Source organism: Pseudomonas sp. P5_152 (genome assembly GCF_033989915.1).
GTDB lineage: Bacteria > Pseudomonadota > Gammaproteobacteria > Pseudomonadales > Pseudomonadaceae > Aquipseudomonas.
This window is the reverse complement of sequence record NZ_JASFAH010000002.1, coordinates 4,041,875-4,060,145: the sequence shown is the minus strand read 5'-3', so window position 1 is coordinate 4,060,145 and position 18,271 is coordinate 4,041,875. Positions and strand designations below refer to the sequence as shown.

General features: G+C 60.2%; 22 protein-coding genes. 10 read left to right on the top strand and 12 right to left on the bottom strand.

Features of this window, described 5'->3' with window-relative positions; translation table 11 throughout:
* Window positions 1-6: 6 nt before the first annotated feature.
* Together cysD and QMK50_RS18255 are read right to left on the bottom strand one after the other, a co-directional pair.
* A complete protein-coding gene (gene cysD / locus QMK50_RS18265) occupies window positions 7-924 on the bottom strand; it encodes a sulfate adenylyltransferase subunit CysD (protein ID WP_060542996.1) in 918 nt (305 codons plus the stop codon).
* A 260-nt stretch (window positions 925-1,184) separates the two neighbouring features.
* Window positions 1,185-1,943 (bottom strand): Nif3-like dinuclear metal center hexameric protein, encoded by a 759-nt coding sequence (locus QMK50_RS18255; protein ID WP_159993788.1) that lies wholly within the window; start codon window positions 1,941-1,943, stop codon window positions 1,185-1,187.
* Window positions 1,944-2,045: 102 nt separating this feature from the next.
* Between QMK50_RS18255 and algW the strand changes: the two genes are divergently transcribed.
* On the top strand, window positions 2,046-3,203 hold the full coding sequence (gene algW / locus QMK50_RS18250) for a Do family serine endopeptidase AlgW (protein ID WP_095169365.1): 1,158 nt from the start codon (window positions 2,046-2,048) through the stop codon (window positions 3,201-3,203).
* Window positions 3,204-3,272: 69 nt separating this feature from the next.
* On the opposite strand, the gene hisC is transcribed toward algW, so the two are convergent.
* The 10 genes from hisC to QMK50_RS18200 form a co-directional block, all read right to left on the bottom strand.
* Complete coding sequence (gene hisC / locus QMK50_RS18245; protein WP_320333663.1) at window positions 3,273-4,325, bottom strand: histidinol-phosphate transaminase; 1,053 nt, start codon at window positions 4,323-4,325, stop codon at window positions 3,273-3,275.
* A 2-nt stretch (window positions 4,326-4,327) separates the two neighbouring features.
* Window positions 4,328-5,653, bottom strand: coding sequence for a histidinol dehydrogenase (gene hisD / locus QMK50_RS18240; protein WP_320333662.1), 1,326 nt, complete (start codon window positions 5,651-5,653; stop codon window positions 4,328-4,330).
* 125 nt (window positions 5,654-5,778) lie between these two features.
* Window positions 5,779-6,414, bottom strand: coding sequence for an ATP phosphoribosyltransferase (hisG, locus tag QMK50_RS18235; protein WP_095169362.1), 636 nt, complete (start codon window positions 6,412-6,414; stop codon window positions 5,779-5,781).
* 125 nt (window positions 6,415-6,539) lie between these two features.
* Complete coding sequence (gene murA / locus QMK50_RS18230) at window positions 6,540-7,805, bottom strand: UDP-N-acetylglucosamine 1-carboxyvinyltransferase (protein ID WP_095169361.1); 1,266 nt, start codon at window positions 7,803-7,805, stop codon at window positions 6,540-6,542.
* A gap of 22 nt (window positions 7,806-7,827) precedes the next feature.
* Entirely contained in the window at window positions 7,828-8,067 is a 240-nt protein-coding gene (locus QMK50_RS18225; protein ID WP_003439919.1) for a BolA family protein, read from the bottom strand.
* A 114-nt stretch (window positions 8,068-8,181) separates the two neighbouring features.
* Window positions 8,182-8,487 carry a lipid asymmetry maintenance protein MlaB gene (locus QMK50_RS18220; RefSeq protein WP_095169360.1) on the bottom strand — a complete coding sequence of 102 codons (306 nt, stop codon included), beginning with the start codon at window positions 8,485-8,487 and terminating at the stop codon, window positions 8,182-8,184.
* On the bottom strand, window positions 8,484-9,125 hold the full coding sequence (locus tag QMK50_RS18215; RefSeq protein WP_159993784.1) for a phospholipid-binding protein MlaC: 642 nt from the start codon (window positions 9,123-9,125) through the stop codon (window positions 8,484-8,486). Before QMK50_RS18215 ends, QMK50_RS18220 begins: the two co-directional genes overlap by 4 nt.
* A gap of 11 nt (window positions 9,126-9,136) precedes the next feature.
* Complete coding sequence (gene mlaD, locus QMK50_RS18210; protein WP_027618532.1) at window positions 9,137-9,604, bottom strand: outer membrane lipid asymmetry maintenance protein MlaD; 468 nt, start codon at window positions 9,602-9,604, stop codon at window positions 9,137-9,139.
* On the bottom strand, window positions 9,604-10,401 hold the full coding sequence (mlaE, locus tag QMK50_RS18205) for a lipid asymmetry maintenance ABC transporter permease subunit MlaE (protein ID WP_320333661.1): 798 nt from the start codon (window positions 10,399-10,401) through the stop codon (window positions 9,604-9,606). Before mlaE ends, mlaD begins: the two co-directional genes overlap by 1 nt.
* Window positions 10,401-11,210 carry an ATP-binding cassette domain-containing protein gene (locus tag QMK50_RS18200; RefSeq protein WP_320333660.1) on the bottom strand — a complete coding sequence of 270 codons (810 nt, stop codon included), beginning with the start codon at window positions 11,208-11,210 and terminating at the stop codon, window positions 10,401-10,403. Before QMK50_RS18200 ends, mlaE begins: the two co-directional genes overlap by 1 nt.
* A 277-nt stretch (window positions 11,211-11,487) precedes the next feature.
* Here QMK50_RS18200 and QMK50_RS18195 point away from each other — a divergent pair, with 277 nt between their 5' ends.
* The 9 genes from QMK50_RS18195 to rapZ all read left to right on the top strand — a co-directional run bounded on the left by QMK50_RS18195 (window position 11,488) and on the right by rapZ (window position 18,256).
* A complete protein-coding gene (locus tag QMK50_RS18195) occupies window positions 11,488-12,462 on the top strand; it encodes a KpsF/GutQ family sugar-phosphate isomerase (RefSeq protein WP_320333659.1) in 975 nt (324 codons plus the stop codon).
* Window positions 12,462-12,986 carry an HAD family hydrolase gene (locus tag QMK50_RS18190; protein ID WP_320333658.1) on the top strand — a complete coding sequence of 175 codons (525 nt, stop codon included), beginning with the start codon at window positions 12,462-12,464 and terminating at the stop codon, window positions 12,984-12,986. The genes QMK50_RS18195 and QMK50_RS18190 overlap by 1 nt, the downstream gene beginning before the upstream one ends.
* A 7-nt stretch (window positions 12,987-12,993) precedes the next feature.
* A complete protein-coding gene (gene lptC, locus QMK50_RS18185; protein ID WP_095169354.1) occupies window positions 12,994-13,566 on the top strand; it encodes an LPS export ABC transporter periplasmic protein LptC in 573 nt (190 codons plus the stop codon).
* Complete coding sequence (gene lptA, locus QMK50_RS18180; protein ID WP_095169353.1) at window positions 13,553-14,101, top strand: lipopolysaccharide transport periplasmic protein LptA; 549 nt, start codon at window positions 13,553-13,555, stop codon at window positions 14,099-14,101. Before lptC ends, lptA begins: the two co-directional genes overlap by 14 nt.
* Window positions 14,101-14,826: an LPS export ABC transporter ATP-binding protein gene (lptB, locus tag QMK50_RS18175; protein WP_095169352.1), complete on the top strand. Its 726-nt coding sequence runs from the start codon at window positions 14,101-14,103 to the stop codon at window positions 14,824-14,826. Before lptA ends, lptB begins: the two co-directional genes overlap by 1 nt.
* Window positions 14,827-15,008: 182 nt before the next feature.
* Window positions 15,009-16,502: an RNA polymerase factor sigma-54 gene (locus QMK50_RS18170; RefSeq protein WP_320333657.1), complete on the top strand. Its 1,494-nt coding sequence runs from the start codon at window positions 15,009-15,011 to the stop codon at window positions 16,500-16,502.
* Between the two features lie 108 nt (window positions 16,503-16,610).
* Entirely contained in the window at window positions 16,611-16,919 is a 309-nt protein-coding gene (gene hpf / locus QMK50_RS18165; RefSeq protein ID WP_003178005.1) for a ribosome hibernation-promoting factor, HPF/YfiA family, read from the top strand.
* A gap of 12 nt (window positions 16,920-16,931) precedes the next feature.
* The gene (ptsN, locus tag QMK50_RS18160) at window positions 16,932-17,396 is read left to right on the top strand and encodes a PTS IIA-like nitrogen regulatory protein PtsN (RefSeq protein WP_095169350.1); all 465 of its coding nucleotides are present in this window, start codon (window positions 16,932-16,934) and stop codon (window positions 17,394-17,396) included.
* Window positions 17,397-17,398: 2 nt separating this feature from the next.
* Window positions 17,399-18,256: an RNase adapter RapZ gene (gene rapZ, locus QMK50_RS18155; RefSeq protein WP_320333656.1), complete on the top strand. Its 858-nt coding sequence runs from the start codon at window positions 17,399-17,401 to the stop codon at window positions 18,254-18,256.
* Window positions 18,257-18,271 lie beyond the last annotated feature (15 nt).

Here is an 18,271-nt window from a genome sequence, read left to right as displayed (position 1 = left end):
AGCCCCTTAGAAATAACCTTGACGTTTTTTGTCTTCCATCGAGCCGGCGCCATCGTGGTCGATGACACGGCCCTGGCGCTCGGAAGTTCGCGTCAGGAGCATTTCCTGAATGATGTCCGTAAGGCTTTCAGCCTCGGACTCCACCGCGCCCGTCAACGGGTAGCAACCAAGGGTACGGAAACGCACTTTCTTTTTGACGATGCGGGCTTTGTCTTCATCGCTCAGGTGTTCGAGGATGCGCTCGTCGTCGATCATGATCAGCGTGCCATTTTTCTCGATGACCTCGCGTTCGGCGGCGAAGTACAGCGGCACGATCGGGATGCCTTCCAGGTAGATGTACTGCCAGATATCCAGCTCGGTCCAGTTCGACAGTGGGAAGACGCGGATCGACTCGCCCTTGTTGACCTTGCCGTTGTAAACGTTCCACAGCTCGGGGCGCTGGTTTTTCGGGTCCCAGCGGTGCTTGCTGTCGCGGAACGAGTACACGCGCTCCTTGGCGCGGGATTTCTCTTCATCGCGGCGCGCACCACCGAAGGCGGCGTCGAAACCATGCTTGTCCAAAGCCTGTTTCAGGCCTTCGGTCTTCATGATGTCGGTGTGTTTGGCACTGCCGTGGGTGAATGGGTTGATGCCCTGCGCAACACCGTCCGGGTTGACGTGGGTGATCAGGTCCAGGCCCAGCTCGGCGACCATTTTGTCACGGAAGCTGTACATCTCCTGGAATTTCCACTGGGTGTCGACGTGCATCACCGGAAACGGCAGCTTGCCCGGGAAGAACGCCTTGCGTGCCAGGTGCAGCATCACGGCGGAGTCTTTACCGATGGAGTACAGCATCACCGGGTTATCGAACTCGGCGGCCACCTCGCGGATGATGTGGATGCTTTCCGCCTCCAGCTGTTTCAGATGCGTCAGTTTGTCGACCATGGCTACTCACGAAAACTTTCTTATGAACGGCCACCGGGCCGTGTTCGAGCGGGGAATCCTAGCACAGCGACCCCTTCTAATCAGGACGCCAACTAGATCGAAAGGGTATATCAATATACCGTCGCGTTCGGGTGATCCGCGCCCCCTGTAGGAGCGAGCTTGCTCGCGATGAACCTGAGAACACTGCGGGATGTCAGGCTTCCTGCGTTATCGTTGACGACCATCGCGAGCAGGCTCGCTCCTACAAAGAAAGCGATTCGTCAGATGGGATTCGGGCAGTCGATGAAGATGTGCTCCAGGGCAAACCGACGCGCCAGGTATTCTCCCAGCGCCTGCACGCCGTAGCGTTCGGTGGCGTGGTGACCGGCGGCGACGAAACTGATGCCGTTTTCCCGGGCGCTGTGGAAGGTCTGCTCCGACGCTTCACCGCTCAGGTACAGGTCGACGCCGGCCTGCACTGCCTGGTCGATATAGCCCTGCCCGCCGCCGGTGCACCAGCCGACTCGCCGGATCATCTGCTCGCCTTCGATCAACAGCGGCTCGCGGCCCATGACCTGCTGCACGTGGCGGGCAAAGTCGCGGGCGGTCATCGGTTCGGCAAGGGAGCCGACCAGCCCGACCACCTTGGCATTGTCTGGGTCCAGCGGGCCTTCCACAGTAATCTCCAGTTGCCGGGCCAGTTGCACGTTGTTGCCCACTTCCGGATGCAGGTCCAGCGGCAGGTGGTAGGCCAGCAGGCTGATGTCGTGTTTGAGCAGGGTCTTGAGCCGGCGCTGCTTCATGCCGGTGATGCACGGGCTTTCGCCCTTCCAGAAGTAGCCATGGTGGACCAGGATCAGGTCGGCGCTGGCTTCGACGGCGGCATCGAGCAAGGCCTGGCTGGCCGTGACGCCGCTGACGATACGCATGACTTGCGGCCGCCCCTCGACCTGCAGGCCATTGGGGCAATAATCGGCAATCCGCGAACTGCCAAGGTAACGATCCGCTTCTGCTACCAGGGTGCTCAGGGCAACGGCCATAAAAGACTCCTAAATATCCCGTTCAGAGGCACGCGCGGCCTCGTATAATGCGCGACATTATGGGCCGTCGTTGGCCCCTCGTAACCTCCCAGGATTTGTTCAATGCTCAAGGGTCTGCGTTTTTTTGGCTGGCCGCTATTGGCCGGCGTGCTGATTGCGTTGCTGATTATCCAGCGTTACCCACAGTGGGTCGGGCTTCCGAACCTGGATGTGAACCTGCAGCAGGCCCCGCAAACCACTCTGACGCAGCAGGGCCCGGTGTCCTACGCGGACGCGGTAGTCATCGCCGCACCCGCGGTGGTCAACCTCTACACCACCAAAGTGGTCAACAAGACCAGCCACCCGCTGTTCGAAGACCCGCAGTTCCGACGTTTCTTCGGCGATAACGCGCCCAAGCAGAAGCGCATGGAATCGAGCCTCGGCTCGGGCGTGATCATGAGTTCGCAAGGTTATTTGCTGACCAACAACCACGTCACCTCCGGCGCCGACCAGATCGTGGTCGCGCTCAAGGACGGTCGCGAAACCCTGGCCCGGGTTATTGGCAGTGACCCGGAAACCGACCTGGCGGTACTCAAGATCGACTTGAAGAACCTGCCGTCGATTACCGTCGGCCGCTCGGAAAGCATTCGTGTGGGTGATGTGGCACTGGCCATCGGCAACCCGTTCGGCGTCGGCCAGACCGTGACCATGGGCATCATCAGTGCCACCGGACGCAACCAGTTGGGCCTGAACAACTACGAAGACTTCATCCAGACCGATGCGGCGATCAACCCCGGCAACTCCGGTGGCGCACTGGTGGACGCCAACGGCAACCTGACTGGCATCAACACGGCGATCTTCTCCAAGTCCGGCGGCTCCCAGGGCATCGGCTTCGCGATTCCGATCAAGCTGGCCATGGAAGTGATGAAGTCGATCATCGAGCACGGCCAGGTGATTCGTGGCTGGCTGGGCATTGAAGTGCAACCCTTGAGCCAGGAACTGGCAGAGTCGTTTGGCCTGTCCGGGCGTCCGGGCATTGTAGTGGCGGGGATTTTCCGTGACGGCCCGGCGCAGAAAGCCGGCCTGCAACTGGGGGATGTGATCCTGAGCATCGACGGTGAGCCGGCTGGCGACGGTCGGCGCTCGATGAACCAGGTGGCGCGCATCAAGCCTACCGACAAGGTCAGCATCCAGGTGATCCGCAATGGCAAGGAACTCAAGCTGACCGCAGAAATCGGCCTGCGCCCACCTCCTGCACCCATGGTCAAGGAACAAGAGTAACGCCTGATATAAACCCTTGTAGGAGCGAGCGCCCGTTGGCGGCTTGCTCCTACAGGGGGCAACGGTGCTTTAGAGGTCGCCCAAGCCGTCGATCAACGCCTGGTTCTGCTCCGGCGTGCCGATGGAGATACGCAGGAACTGGGCAATCCGCTCCTGCTTGAAGTGCCGGACAATCACCCCTTGCTCACGCAACTTCGCCGCCAGTGCAGCCGCATCGTGTTGCGGGTGACGGGCGAAGATGAAGTTGGCTGCCGACGGCAGGACCTCAAAGCCTTTTTCCTGCAACTGCGCGACCACTTGCTCACGACTGTCGATGACCAACTGGCAGGTCTTGGTGAAATACTCGCGATCCTCGAACGCCGCTGCCGCCCCGACAATCGCCAGGCGATCCAACGGGTAGGAGTTGAAGCTGTTCTTGATCCGCTCCAACGCCTCGATCAGGTCCGGATGACCGACGGCCAGGCCAACCCGCAAGCCGGCCAACGAGCGCGACTTGGACAGGGTCTGGGTTACCAGCAGGTTCGGATAGCGGTCCACCAGGCTGATCGCCGTCTCACCGCCGAAGTCGATGTAGGCCTCATCCACCACCACCACGGAATCCGGGCTGGCCTTGAGGATCTGCTCGACAGCCTCCAGGGCCAACAGGCAGCCGGTCGGCGCGTTCGGGTTGGGGAAGATGATCCCGCCGTTCGGCCGCGCGTAGTGCGCCGGGTTGATCTGGAACTGTTCGTCCAGTGGCACCGCGTCGAAGGTGATGCCGTACAGGCCGCAGTACACCGGATAGAAGCTGTAGCTGATATCCGGGAACAGCAGCGGCTTGTCGTGCTGCAGCAGGCCGTGAAAGATGTGGGCCAGGACTTCGTCGGAACCGTTACCGAGGAACACCTGGTTACCCTGCACGCCGTAGTAGCTGGCCACGGCTTGCTTGAGCAGGTCGCTGTTGGGGTCCGGGTACAGGCGCAGGTTGTCGTTCAGCTCGACCTGCATGGCGGCCAGCGCCTTGGGCGATGGACCGTAGGGGTTTTCGTTGGTGTTGAGCTTGACCAGCTTGGTCAGCTTCGGCTGCTCGCCCGGGACGTAGGGCACCAGGTCCTTGACGAACGCACTCCAGAATTTACTCATGTTCAGTTCCCTTCCTGATCGGCAACGATGCGGTATTCGGCGCTACGGGCGTGGGCAGTCAACGACTCGCCGCGAGCCAGCATCGAGGCGGTCTTACCCAGCTCGGAGGCACCCGCTTCGGAGCAGAAGATGATCGACGAGCGCTTCTGGAAGTCGTAGACCCCCAGCGGCGAGGAAAATCGCGCGGTGCCGGAGGTCGGCAGCACGTGGTTGGGGCCGGCGCAATAATCGCCCAGGGCCTCAGAGGTGTGGCGCCCCATGAAGATCGCGCCAGCGTGACGAATCTGCGGCAGCCAGGCTTGCGGGTCGGCCACCGACAACTCCAGGTGCTCCGGGGCGATGCGGTTGGCTACGTCGATGGCTTGTTGCATGTCACGCACCTGGATCAGTGCGCCACGACCGTTGATCGACGTCTGGATGATCTCGGCACGTTCCATGGTCGGCAGCAGCTTGCTGATGCTCGCCGCCACCCGGTCGAGGAATTCGGCGTCGGGACTGACCAGGATGGCCTGGGCGTCTTCGTCGTGCTCGGCCTGGGAAAACAGGTCCATGGCAATCCAGTCCGGATCGGTCTGGCCGTCGCACACCACGAGGATCTCCGAAGGCCCGGCAATCATGTCGATACCGACCTGGCCAAACACGTGGCGCTTGGCAGTGGCAACGTAGATGTTGCCCGGGCCGACCACCTTGTCGACCCGCGGCACGCTTTCGGTGCCGTAAGCCAATGCGGCAACGGCTTGAGCGCCACCGATGGTGAACACGCGGTCGACGCCGGCGATACAGGCCGCGGCCAGCACCAGCTCATTGATTTCGCCCCGTGGCGTCGGCACCACCATGACCACCTCGGGCACACCCGCGACCTTGGCTGGAATCGCGTTCATCAGCACCGAAGACGGGTAGGAAGCCTTGCCGCCTGGCACGTACAGGCCCGCGCGATCCAGCGGCGTGACTTTCTGGCCCAGCACCGTGCCATCGGCCTCGGTGTAGCTCCAGGAGTCCTGCTTCTGCTTTTCGTGGTAGCTGCGCACACGGGCGGCGGCGACTTCCAGCGCTTCGCGCTGAGGCACGGAGATGCGGGTGAGCGCCAGCTCCAGACGCTCGCGCGGCAGGATCAGGTCGGCCATGGACTGCACGTCCAGGCCGTCGAACTGGCGGGTAAAGTCCACCAGTGCCGCATCGCCACGCTCACGCACGGCCTTGATGATGTCCAGCACCCGCTGATTGACCGAGTCGTCAGACACACTTTCCCAGCTCAGCAGATGATCCAGATGATGCGCGAAATCCGGGTCAGCAGCGTTGAGTCGGCGAATTGCAGTCGGTGCGGTCATAGCGAGAGCCTCATAGGAATGGCAAAAACTCAGGCGCCCTAAACTAGCAGTCGTTCCGCTTGGGCACCTGAGAATTCTGGCTATGAGGCGGATAGACGGGCGCGACTTAACGTCGCGCAAGTGAATCAGCCGCGGTGTCGCGACTCCACTGCCTGGCGCAGGGTGTCGATCAACGCCTGGATCCTGGCGTGTTGCATTTTCATCGAAGCCTTGTTGACGATCAGCCGGGAGCTGATCGCCGCAATGAACTCCTGTGGCTCCAGGCCGTTGGCCCGCAGCGTGTTGCCGGTATCGACCACGTCGATGATCTTGTCCGCCAGGCCGATCAGCGGTGCCAGTTCCATCGAGCCATACAGCTTGATGATGTCGACCTGGCGGCCTTGCTCGGCGTAGTAACGCTTGGCAACGTTGACGAACTTGGTGGCGATCCGCAGGCGGCCCTTGGGCTCGATGGCACCGACTTTGCCGGCGGTCATCAGCTTGCATTGGGCGATCTGCAGGTCCAGCGGCTCGTAGAGGCCCTGGCCGCCGTATTCCATCAACACATCTTTACCGGCGACGCCCAGGTCAGCGGCACCATGCTCGACGTAGGTCGGCACATCAGTGGCGCGCACGATGAGCAAGCGCACATCGGCCTGGGTCGTGGGGATGATCAGCTTGCGGCTCTTGTCCGGATTCTCGGTTGGCACGATGCCCGCTTCAGCCAGAAGCGGCAGGGTGTCGTCGAGGATGCGGCCCTTGGACAGTGCGATGGTCAGCATGGGAAACGTCAGTCCTTATCAGGCAACGATGCCCGGTCGCAAACGGCGCCGGACACAGATCGAGCCCGTAACAGGCTCGACTTCAACAAATCTGTGGGCACCTCCCTGTGCCCTTGACGCAACGACTAGCCCGGTACGCGGCGGATCTTCGCGCCGAGCATCTGCAGCTTCTCTTCGATGCACTCGTAACCACGGTCTATGTGGTAGATGCGATCGATCAGCGTATCGCCTTCGGCTACCAGCGCCGAAATCACCAGGCTGGCCGAAGCACGCAGGTCGGTGGCCATGACTGGCGCGCCCTTGAGCTTGTCGATGCCGGTAACGATGGCAGTGTTGCCTTCGACCTGGATATGAGCGCCCATGCGGTGCAGCTCGTAGACGTGCATGAAACGGTTTTCGAAGATCGTCTCGATCACAGCGCCCGTGCCTTCGGCAATAGCGTTGAGGGAGATGAACTGCGCCTGCATGTCGGTCGGAAACGCCGGGTACGGAGCAGTACGCACGTTGACCGCTTTCGGTCGCTTGCCGTGCATGTTCAGCTCGATCCAGTCTTCGCCCGTGGTGATTTCAGCACCGGCTTCGCGAAGTTTTTCCAGCACCGCTTCGAGGATGGTCGGATCGGTGTCCTTGACCTTCACCCGGCCGCCGGTCACGGCTGCCGCGACCAGGTAGGTACCGGTTTCGATACGGTCCGGCATCACGCGGTAGGTCGCAGTGCCCAGGCGCTTCACGCCTTCGATGGTGATGGTGTCGGTGCCAGCGCCCTGGACGTTGGCGCCCATGGCGTTGAGGAAGTTCGCCAGGTCGACGACTTCCGGCTCACGAGCGGCGTTCTGCAGCACGCTGCGGCCGTTGGCCAGTGCTGCGGCCATCATGATGTTCTCGGTACCGGTCACACTGACGGTATCGAAGAAGAAGTTGGCCCCGCGCAAGCCGCCTTCTGGCGCCTTGGCCTTGATGTAGCCGCCTTCCACGTCGATGGTCGCGCCCATGGCTTCAAGGCCACGGATGTGCAGGTCGACCGGACGCGAACCGATGGCGCAACCGCCAGGCAGTGCCACTTCGGCCTCGCCAAAACGGGCAACCATCGGCCCCAGCACCAGGATCGAGGCACGCATGGTTTTCACCAGTTCGTACGGCGCGATCAGGGTCTTGATGGTACGTGGGTCGATTTCGACGCTGAGTTTTTCGTCGATCACAGGCTCAATGCCCATGCGACCGAACAGCTCGATCATGGTGGTGATGTCGTGCAGGTGCGGCAGGTTGGCAACCGTCACCGGGCCATCGCACAGCAGCGTTGCCGCCAGGATCGGCAGGGCAGAGTTCTTTGCCCCGGAGATACGGATTTCGCCATCAAGACGAACGCCGCCGGTAATAATCAATTTATCCATAAGAATCTCGACGCCCTTGGGCTCAGGTGCGCTCGGCCCAGGCCGCGCTGCTGAAAAATTTCATAGTGACCGCGTGGATGCTGCCATCGGCGATCCATGGGTTCAAATGGGCATAGATGCTCTGCTGACGCTTGACCGGGCTCAAAGCCACCAGTTCATCGCTAATCACGTTCAGCTGAAAGTTGCAGCCTTCGCCTTCAACTTCTACCTGAGTTCCGGGAAGCTTTCCCTCAAGGAAGCTCTTCACTTCTACGGCCTGCATGCTAAACCTCAATCGGCGCCCTGTGCGCGCGGGTCGGACATCATACAAAAAAGCCCCGCGCCTGCGAACCCCGCATAGCAGGACTCTGACGGGGGGCTTCTTTATAGATGGTAGTTAAGGGTGCGCCAAAAGCTCGGTCAAACCCGAGACCTGAGCAATTTCACGCATATCGTCAGGCAGGGCACGGATGCTCACCGCCTTGCCGGCCGCTGCCGCATCACGAATGAACGCCAGCAGCAAGGACAAGCCAACGCTGCTGGATTTCTCCACGCCGGCGCAATCGAGCACCACGGCAGGTGCCGTGCTCGATTTGATCAAGGCCTGGCCCTGCTTGCGCAGGACTGGCCCGGAGCGGTAATCGAGAACTCCGCTGAGCAGCAGCTCACCGGCCTCCCCCAAACGCACGGCCGAGTCACTCATTGGCTTTGCTTCTCGGTGTTTTCCTTGGCCTTGGCCACTTCACCGGCCCAACCATTGATGGTCTTGTCCAGGTCGTTGCCGTTGCGTTGCATGGCGTCGGCGAACTGGTCACGGAACAGCTTGCCAATGTTGATGCCATTGATGATCACGTTGCGCAGTTTCCACTCGCCATTGATCTTTTCCAGGGTGTAGGACACTGGATAGATCGCGCCGTTGCTGCCCTTGACGGTCATGCCGACGCTGGTGCGGTCGCCCGACTCGTCCTTGGCCGGGTCCACGGTGATGCCCTGGTTGTTGTACTCAAGCAGCGCATTGCCATAGAACTGGAACAGGCCAGTCTTGAAGTTCTCTTCGAAGGTCTTCATCTGCGCCGGCGTGGCTTTGCGCGAATACTTGACGGTCATGATGCTCTTGGAGATGCCTTCGGCATCCACCACGGGCCCGACAATGCTGTTCAGCGCGGCGTAGAAGTCTTTCGGGTCCTGCTTGTACTTTTCCTTGTTGGCCGCCAGATCGGCGAGCAACCGGCTGGTCGTATCCTGCACCAGATCATGCGCAGAGGGCGCAGCCACGGCGTTAGCCACCAGCGGCAAGGCCGCGAGCAGTACCAACAGGCCACGTCGCAAGGTAGAGATCATGGAAAAACTCCTCATTTAGCTTCTTTACTAACAGTATTGAGCAGGAATTTACCGATCAGGTCTTCGAGCACCAGCGAGGACTGCGTGTCATGGATGGTCCCGCCATCCTTGAGCAAGGATTCTTCGCCGCCCACGCTGATACCGATGTATTTCTCGCCCAACAGGCCAGCGGTGAGGATAGATGCAGTGGAGTCGGACGGCAGGTTATCTACCCGTTTTTCCAGCTGCAGCGTCACACGTCCGGTGAAACTGTCGCGATCCAGATCGATTGCCGTGACCTTGCCGATGGTCACACCGGCCATGGTCACTTTCGATCTGACAGTCAAACCGGCGATATTGTCGAAATACGCATAAAGTTTATAGCTGTCGGTGCTCGACACCGGGGACAGTCCACTGACCCGCAGAGCAAGCAACAGTAAAGCCAGGATGCCAGCCAGCAAGAAAAGGCCGACACCGATTTCCAGGGTGCGGTTTTGCATCAGAAATCTCCAAACATCAAGGCGGTCAGAATAAAGTCCAGGCCGAGAATGGCCAATGAGGCATACACCACGGTCTTGGTGGTGGCACGACTGATCCCCTCTGAAGTGGGCTCACAGTCATAGCCTTGGAATACGGCGATCCAGGTCACGACAAAGGCAAAGACCATGCTTTTAATGACACCATTGAGCACGTCGCCATTGAACGTCACGCTGTTTTGCATGTTCGACCAGTAAGAGCCTTCATACACGCCCAGCCAGTCGACAGCCACCCAGGAACCACCCCAGATACCGACCACGCTGAAAATCATCGCCAGCAGCGGCAGGGAAATGAAGCCGGCCCATAGTCTTGGGGCAATGATGTACTTGAGCGGGTCGACGCCAATCATTTCCAGGCTGGACAACTGCTCGGTGGACTTCATGTTGCCGATTTCCGCGGTCAGCGCCGAACCGGCGCGCCCGGCAAACAGCAGAGCAGTCACCACCGGCCCCAGCTCGCGCAACAGGGTCAGCGCCACCATCTGCCCAACCGCCTGCTCCGAACCGTAGCTGGAGAGGATGTTGAAGCCTTGCAGCGCCAGCACCATGCCGATGAAGATCCCCGAGACCACAATGATCACCAGGGACATCACGCCAACCGAGTGCAGCTGCTTGATCAGCAGGCTGAACCCGCCGCCGACGCTGCCGCGCCCGAGCAAGGCGTGAAACAGGAACAATGACGAACGGCCAAGCACCGCGACGCTGTCGATGGCGCCCTGGCCGAATCGACGCACTCTCTCTATCAGTGAAGTCTTGCGCATCAGCGCTTCCCCAGAAGATCTGCGCGGTAATCCGTCGCTGGAAAATGGAAGGGTACCGGACCGTCCGGATCACCTTTCATGAATTGGCGGATCCGCGGATTATCGGAATCCATCAGTTCGGCGGGCGTGCCCTGCCCCAGTACCTGGCCATCACCGACTACATACAGGTAATCAGCGATGCTCGCGGTTTCGGCCAGGTCATGGGAAACCACGATGCTGGTGATCCCCAGAGCATCGTTGAGCAGGCGGATCATGCGTACCAGCACCCCCATGGCGATGGGGTCCTGGCCGACGAAGGGCTCGTCGTACATGAGGATGCCCGGGTCCAGGGCAATCGCCCGGGCCAGCGCGACACGACGCTTCATGCCGCCGGACAGTTCGTCAGGCATCAACTCGGTAGCCCCGCGCAAACCCACCGCCTGCAGTTTCATCAGGACGATGTCGCGGATCATTTCTTCGGGCAGCTGGGTATGCACGCGCAGCGGAAACGCGACGTTCTCGAATACATCGAGGTCGGTGAACAGCGCTCCGCTCTGGAACAGCACGCCCATATGCTTGCGCGCATCGAACAGATCGCTGCGCGACAGCTTGGGCAAATTCTGGCCGTTGACCCACACTTCGCCACTGGAAGGACGCAACTGCGCGCCCATCAGGCGTAGCAGCGTGGTTTTCCCGCAACCGGAAGGCCCCATGATGCCGGTGACCTTACCGCGTGGTATGCGAATATCGACATTGTTGAAAATGCTGCGCGCGCCGCGCTTGAAGGACACTCCCTTAAGCTCGACCGCGTAGGCGTTATCGGCACTCATCTAAACTCCTTGCGATGCAAGCCTCTCACTCGGACGCCGCACCCTCCGACGAGAGCACATATCATCCTTGGCAGGCCGGACAGGCGACGAACTATATCACTGCCCAGCCACGGCGCCCAAGGCCGAAGACCGCCGCATTCAGCTTCAATTAAGGTTAAAGCCGGTTAATCGCAGGGTTCCCGTGACGCAGCCCGCACAAAGCGTGACGAACTAACGTGAGGGAATTGATCATTACCGTTATAATCGCCACCTTTTCCCAGGCTATTCGACTTCAGACATGAGCCAGTCCAGCGACCCGATCAAATCGGCACAACGTACGATCCGCCTCGAGCTGGAAGCCGTCAAAGGCTTGCTGGCCCATATCGACGCAGACTTCGTACGCGCTTGCGAGTTGATTCTGTCCAGCAAAGGCCGAGTGGTGGTAGTCGGCATGGGCAAGTCCGGGCACATCGGCAACAAGATTGCCGCGACCCTGGCCAGCACCGGCACCACGGCCTTTTTCGTGCACCCCGCCGAAGCCAGCCACGGCGACATGGGCATGATTACCCGCGATGACATCATCCTGGCCCTGTCCAATTCCGGCTCGACCCACGAAATCATCACCCTGCTGCCGCTGATCAAGCGCATGGGGATCCAGTTGATCAGCCTGACCGGCAATCCTGGCTCAGCGCTGGCCAAGGCCGCCGATGTCAATCTCAATGTGCATGTCGAGCATGAAGCCTGCCCGCTGAACCTGGCACCCACCTCATCAACCACCGCCGCGCTGGTGATGGGCGACGCCCTGGCAGTGGCCCTGCTGGAAGCCCGGGGCTTTACCGCCGAAGACTTCGCCTTTTCCCACCCGGGTGGCGCGCTGGGTCGCCGCCTGCTGCTGAAGGTCGAAGACGTCATGCACATCGGTGCCGACTTGCCGCAGGTGGCGCGCGGCACGCCGCTCAAGGACGCCTTGCTGGAAATGACCCGCAAGGGCCTGGGCATGACCGTGGTCCTGGAAGCCAATGGCACCCTGGCAGGGATTTTCACCGACGGCGACCTGCGCCGCTCCCTGGACCGCTCGATCGATTTCCAGAGCGCCAGAATCGAAGAGGTCATGACCCTTCACGGCAAGACCGCCCGGGCCGACATGCTCGCCGCACAAGCCCTGAAGATCATGGAAGACAACAAGATCAACGCCCTGGTGGTGGTCGACGACAACGACCGCCCGGTAGGCGCCCTGAACATGCACGACTTGTTGCGCGCAGGGGTGATGTAATGGCTGACGACCTGCTCGAACGCGCCAGGCCCGTCAAGCTGGCGGTCTTCGACGTCGACGGCGTGCTCACGGACGGACGCCTGCATTTCCTTGAGGATGGCTGCGAGCTCAAGAGTTTCAGCACCCTCGACGGCCAGGGCATGAAAATGTTGCGAGCCAGCGGTGTGACAATGGCCATTATCAGTGGTCGAACTAGCCCGGCAGTCCAGCATCGCGCCAAAAACCTGGGGATTACCCACCTTTATCAAGGCCGCGAGGACAAACTTGCGGTGCTCGACGAGCTTCTCGCGCAACTGGGCCTAAGCTATGAACAGGTCGCCTATCTGGGCGACGATCTGCCCGACCTGCCGGTGATTGTGCGGGTCGGCCTGGGCATGGCCGTTGCCAACGCCGCGAGTTTTGTCCGCGAACACGCCCACGGCATCACCGAGGCCCGTGGTGGTGAAGGTGCTGCTCGAGAATTCTGTGAATTGATATTACGCGCCCAAGGCAATCTGCAAGACGCCAACGCCGCGTACCTGTGAGTCATTTATGCTGAGTAAAAAGTTTCGCAACATCGTGTTCTTCGCAGCCATCGCCGCGCTGTTTGCGGCTGTCGGCTACTGGAACATCAGCCCCGAGCGCTTTCTCGACAAGCCGGTAGCCGCAGTCAACGAGAGCGAGATCGACTACTACGCCATCAACGCCCACAGCGTGCAGTTCCTGCCAGATGGCAAGTTGCAGTACGACATGACGTCCGACAAGGTCGAGCACGTCAAGGCCAGCGAAGTGACCTTGCTGACCAAACCGGACCTGCAGATGTATCGCGGCAGCGAATTCCCCTGGCACGTGCAGAGCGAACGTGGCGAGGTCAATCCTGACGGCACCGAGGTCGAGCTGATCGACTCGGTGCGCATTGCACGCACCGATGCCAAGAATCGCCCAATGGTCATCACCACCACACGCATGACGGTATTCCCCAAGCAACAATATGCGCAGACCCAGCAAGCCGTTAGAATCGACGGCGCTGGCGGTGTATCGACTGGTACCGGAATGAAGGCGTATTTGAAAGACAGCAGGATACACCTGCTATCGAACGTAAGAGGACAGTATGAGGCTCGTTAAAACCCTCCCTATTTTGCTCAGTCTGGGCGCAGCACTGGGAAGCGTGAGCGCCTGGGCCCTGCCGACCGATAGAGATCAACCTATCCGCATCCAGGCCGACGACGCCCAACTGGACGACAAGAACGGTATCGCCACCTACAAGGGCGACGTGATCATCACCCAGGGCTCGATGAAGGTCACCGGCAACACCGTGACCATCACCCGCACCGCGGCTGGTGATATCGACGTCGTGACCTCGGTCGGCAACCTGGCCTACTTCGAGCAGATGCAGACTGCGGGCGACTCCAAGCCCGTGCAGGGCTACGGGGTGACCATCCAGTACCACGCCTCGCAAGACCGCGTCGTGCTGATCGATCGGGCCAAAGTCGTCGACAAGGACGGCAACATTACCCAGGGCGAGAAAATCGTCTACGACACCAACAAAAAGCTCGCCAGCGCCGGTCGCGCCACGGGCAGCAAGGTCACTGAGCAACGTCCGCGGATCGACATGGTCATCCAGCCGAAAAAGAAAACTGACGAGCAAAAGGCCCAGTAATGGCAACTCTCAAAGCCCAGCACTTGGCCAAGAGCTACAAGAGCCGTCAGGTCGTGCGTGACGTCAGCCTGTCCATCGACAGCGGCCAGATCGTCGGCCTGCTTGGCCCTAACGGTGCCGGCAAGACTACCTGCTTCTATATGATCGTCGGCCTGGTGCAGGCCGATCAGGGTCGCGTACTGATCGATGACCTGGACGTCAGCCACCAGCCCATGCACGGTCGCGCGCGGGCAGGTATCGGCTATCTTCCACAGGAAGCGTCGATCTTCCGCAAACTGTCGGTTGCCGACAACATCATGGCCATTCTCGAAACCCGCAAGGAACTCGACAAGGCCGGTCGGCGCAAGGAACTCGAAAGCCTGTTGCAGGAGTTCCACATCAACCACATCCGCGACAACCTGGGCATGAGCCTTTCCGGTGGCGAACGACGCCGCGTGGAAATTGCCCGCGCCCTCGCCACCGCGCCGAAATTCATCCTGCTCGACGAACCTTTCGCCGGCGTGGACCCGATTTCGGTCGGCGACATCAAGCAGATCATCCATCACCTCAAGGCCAAGGGCATTGGCGTGCTGATCACGGACCACAACGTGCGTGAAACCCTGGACATCTGCGAAACCGCCTACATCGTCAACGATGGTCAACTGATCGCAGAAGGTGACGCTGAAACCATCCTGGCCAACGAACTGGTCAAGGAAGTGTACCTGGGCCATGAGTTCCGCCTTTAAGCTGCGAGGCGTCTGGTCTGCCGGCAGAGCGGATTGTCAATGAAAGCCTTAATATTTTTATTGTCATGACGCTCTAGGCAAACACTTCAGTTTCAGGCATATAATTTGCTTAAGTTTGGCGCTCCGGCGCCCTGTAGTGGATGGCGCACGTGCGCCGGCGAATAAGGTGTTAAGCCCCAGCCATGAAACCATCGCTAGTCTTGAGAATGGGCCAGCAGCTGACGATGACACCGCAGCTGCAACAGGCCATCCGCCTGCTCCAATTGTCGACCCTGGACCTGCAACAGGAAATCCAGGAAGCCTTGGAGTCAAATCCAATGCTCGAACGCCAGGAAGAAGGCGACGACTTCGATAACGCCGACCCGATGGCGGACAACATCGAGCACAAACCCAACACCGACGTCCAGGAACCCTCCTACCAGGAAACCGCCCCCACGGTGGATAACCTCGAGGAAGGAGAATGGAACGAGCGCATTCCCAATGAACTACCGGTCGACACCGCCTGGGAAGACGTCTACCAGACCAGTGCCAGCAGCTTGCCCAGCAACGATGACGACGAGTGGGACTTCACCACCCGCACCTCCGCCGGGGAAAGCCTGCAGAGCCACTTGCTCTGGCAATTGAACCTGTCCCCGATGTCCGACACCGATCGCCTGATCGGCGTGACCCTGATCGACTGCATCAACAATCAGGGTTACCTGGACGAAACCCTTGAGGAGATTCTCGAGGCATTCGACCCGGAACTGGACATCGAGCTGGACGAAATCGAAGCCGTCCTGCACCGCATCCAACAATTCGAACCCGCCGGCATCGGCGCCCGCAACCTGGGCGAGTGCCTGTTGCTGCAATTGCGCCAACTGCCCGCCAAGACCCCTTGGCTGGCAGAAGCCAAGCGCCTGGTCAGCGATTACATCGACCTGCTCGGCAGCCGCGACTACAGCCAACTGATGCGGCGCATGAAGCTCAAGGAAGACGAACTGCGCCAGGTCATCGAACTGGTCCAGAGCCTCAACCCGCGACCTGGCTCGCAGATCGAGTCCAGCGAAGCCGAGTACGTGGTGCCGGATGTGATCGTGCGCAAGGACAACGAGCGCTGGCTGGTGGAACTGAACCAGGAGTCGGTACCGCGCTTGCGGGTCAACCCCCAGTACGCCGGATTCGTCCGTCGCGCTGACACCAGCGCCGACAACACCTTCATGCGCAATCAGTTGCAGGAGGCGCGCTGGTTCATCAAGAGCCTGCAAAGCCGCAACGAAACCCTGATGAAAGTGGCCACCCAGATCGTCGAGCACCAGCGCGGCTTTCTCGAATATGGCGACGAGGCGATGAAGCCGTTGGTCCTGCATGACATTGCCGAAGCGGTAGGCATGCACGAGTCGACGATTTCCCGGGTCACCACGCAAAAATTCATGCATACCCCGCGCGGTATCTATGAGCTGAAATACTTTTTCTCAAGCCACGTCAGCACCTCCGAAGGCGGCGAATGCTCGTCCACGGCGATCCGCGCGATCATCAAAAAACTGGTTGCCGCGGAAAATCAGAAAAAGCCGTTGAGTGACAGCAAGATCGCTGGTTTACTGGAGGCACAAGGTATTCAGGTAGCCCGTCGTACCGTCGCCAAGTACCGTGAATCCCTCGGGATCGCGCCTTCGAGCGAACGCAAGCGATTGATGTAACGGGCCACGCCACAGCGTTCCAGGGTGTTTTCGAAATCTTTCGCAGACACCCTAGTGGCAGGCAACTCGGCCTGCCGCCTTATGCACTGGCAACGAAGGAGAAGCTGTATGCAAGTCAACATCAGTGGACACCAACTGGAAGTTACCGAACCTCTGCGCACCTACATCGGCGAAAAACTCGACCGGCTGGAGAGGCATTTCGACAAGATCACCAACGTGCAAGTCACGATGAACGTCGAGAAGCTGTTGCAGAAAATCGAAGCCACGCTGCATATCCCCGGCGGAGAAGTAGTCGCCAATGCCGAGCATACGGACATGTATGCCGCCATTGACCTGCTGACCGACAAGCTGGACCGTCAACTTAAAAAGCATAAGGAAAAGACCCAGAGCCTCCTCCAGGGCGCAACCGGTCGTTAACACCCCCATCCCATGATCCGACTTGAAAGCATCCTGACCCCCGGCCGTTCTTTGGTGAACGTGCCGGGCGGCAGTAAAAAACGCGCCCTCGAACAAATTGCCAACCTGATCGCCCGGGAAGTCCCGGATCTGGAGATGCAAGATGTCTTCGAGAGCCTGATCGCCCGTGAAAAACTCGGCTCGACCGGTTTTGGCAACGGCATCGCCATTCCTCACTGCCGCCTCAAAGGCTGCGAGGCGCCCATCAGCGCCTTGATGCACCTGGACGCACCTATTGATTTCGATGCCATCGATGGCGCTCCGGTCGACCTGCTGTTTGTTCTGCTGGTCCCGCAAGCCGCCACCGATGCCCACCTGGAGCTCTTGCGCCAGATCGCCAGCATGCTGGACCGCAAGGAAGTGCGCGATCGCCTGCGCAGCGCCAGCACCAGTGAAGCCCTGTACCAGGTTGTCCTGGACGAGCAAAACGGTCATTAATCATGCGTTTGATCATCGTCAGCGGCCGCTCCGGCTCCGGTAAAAGCACGGCCCTCAATGTACTGGAGGACAACGGCTACTACTGCATCGACAACCTGCCCGCCGGGTTGCTCCCTGAATTGGCCGAACGCGCGTTGATTCACAACGACATGGCCCAGCCACTGGTGGCCGTGTCGATCGATGCGCGCAACCTGCCGAGCCATCTGTCACGCTTCCCTGATTTGCTCGAAGAAGTGCGTAACCGGCATATCCAATGTGATGTGCTGTACCTCGACGCCGATGAAGAAACCCTGCTCAAGCGCTTCTCGGAAACCCGTCGGCGCCACCCACTGAGCAACTCGCAGCGCTCGCTCGCCGAAGCTATCAAGGACGAGACCACCCTGCTGGGGCCGATCTCCGACCTCGCCGACCTCAAGCTCAACACCACCAACCTGAACCTCTACCAGCTGCGTGACACCATCAAATTGCGCCTGCTCAATCAACCCGAGCCGGGCACCGCATTCCTGGTCGAGTCGTTCGGGTTCAAGCGCGGCATGCCGGTGGATGCAGACCTGGTGTTCGACGTACGCTGCCTGCCCAACCCCTACTGGAAACCGGAACTGCGCGCACAATCCGGGCTGGACCAGCCGGTTGCCGAATACCTGGCCGCTCAGCCGGATGTCGAAGAAATGTTTGAAGACATCTCCAGCTACCTGCTCAAATGGCTGCCACGTTTTGCCGCCAGCAATCGGGCCTACGTGACCATTGCCATTGGCTGCACAGGCGGGCATCACCGCTCCGTCTACCTGACCGAGCGCCTGGGCCAGGTCCTGCAAAAAACCCTGAAGAACGTCCAGGTTCGCCACCGCGACCTTAGCTAAAGGATTCACACCGCG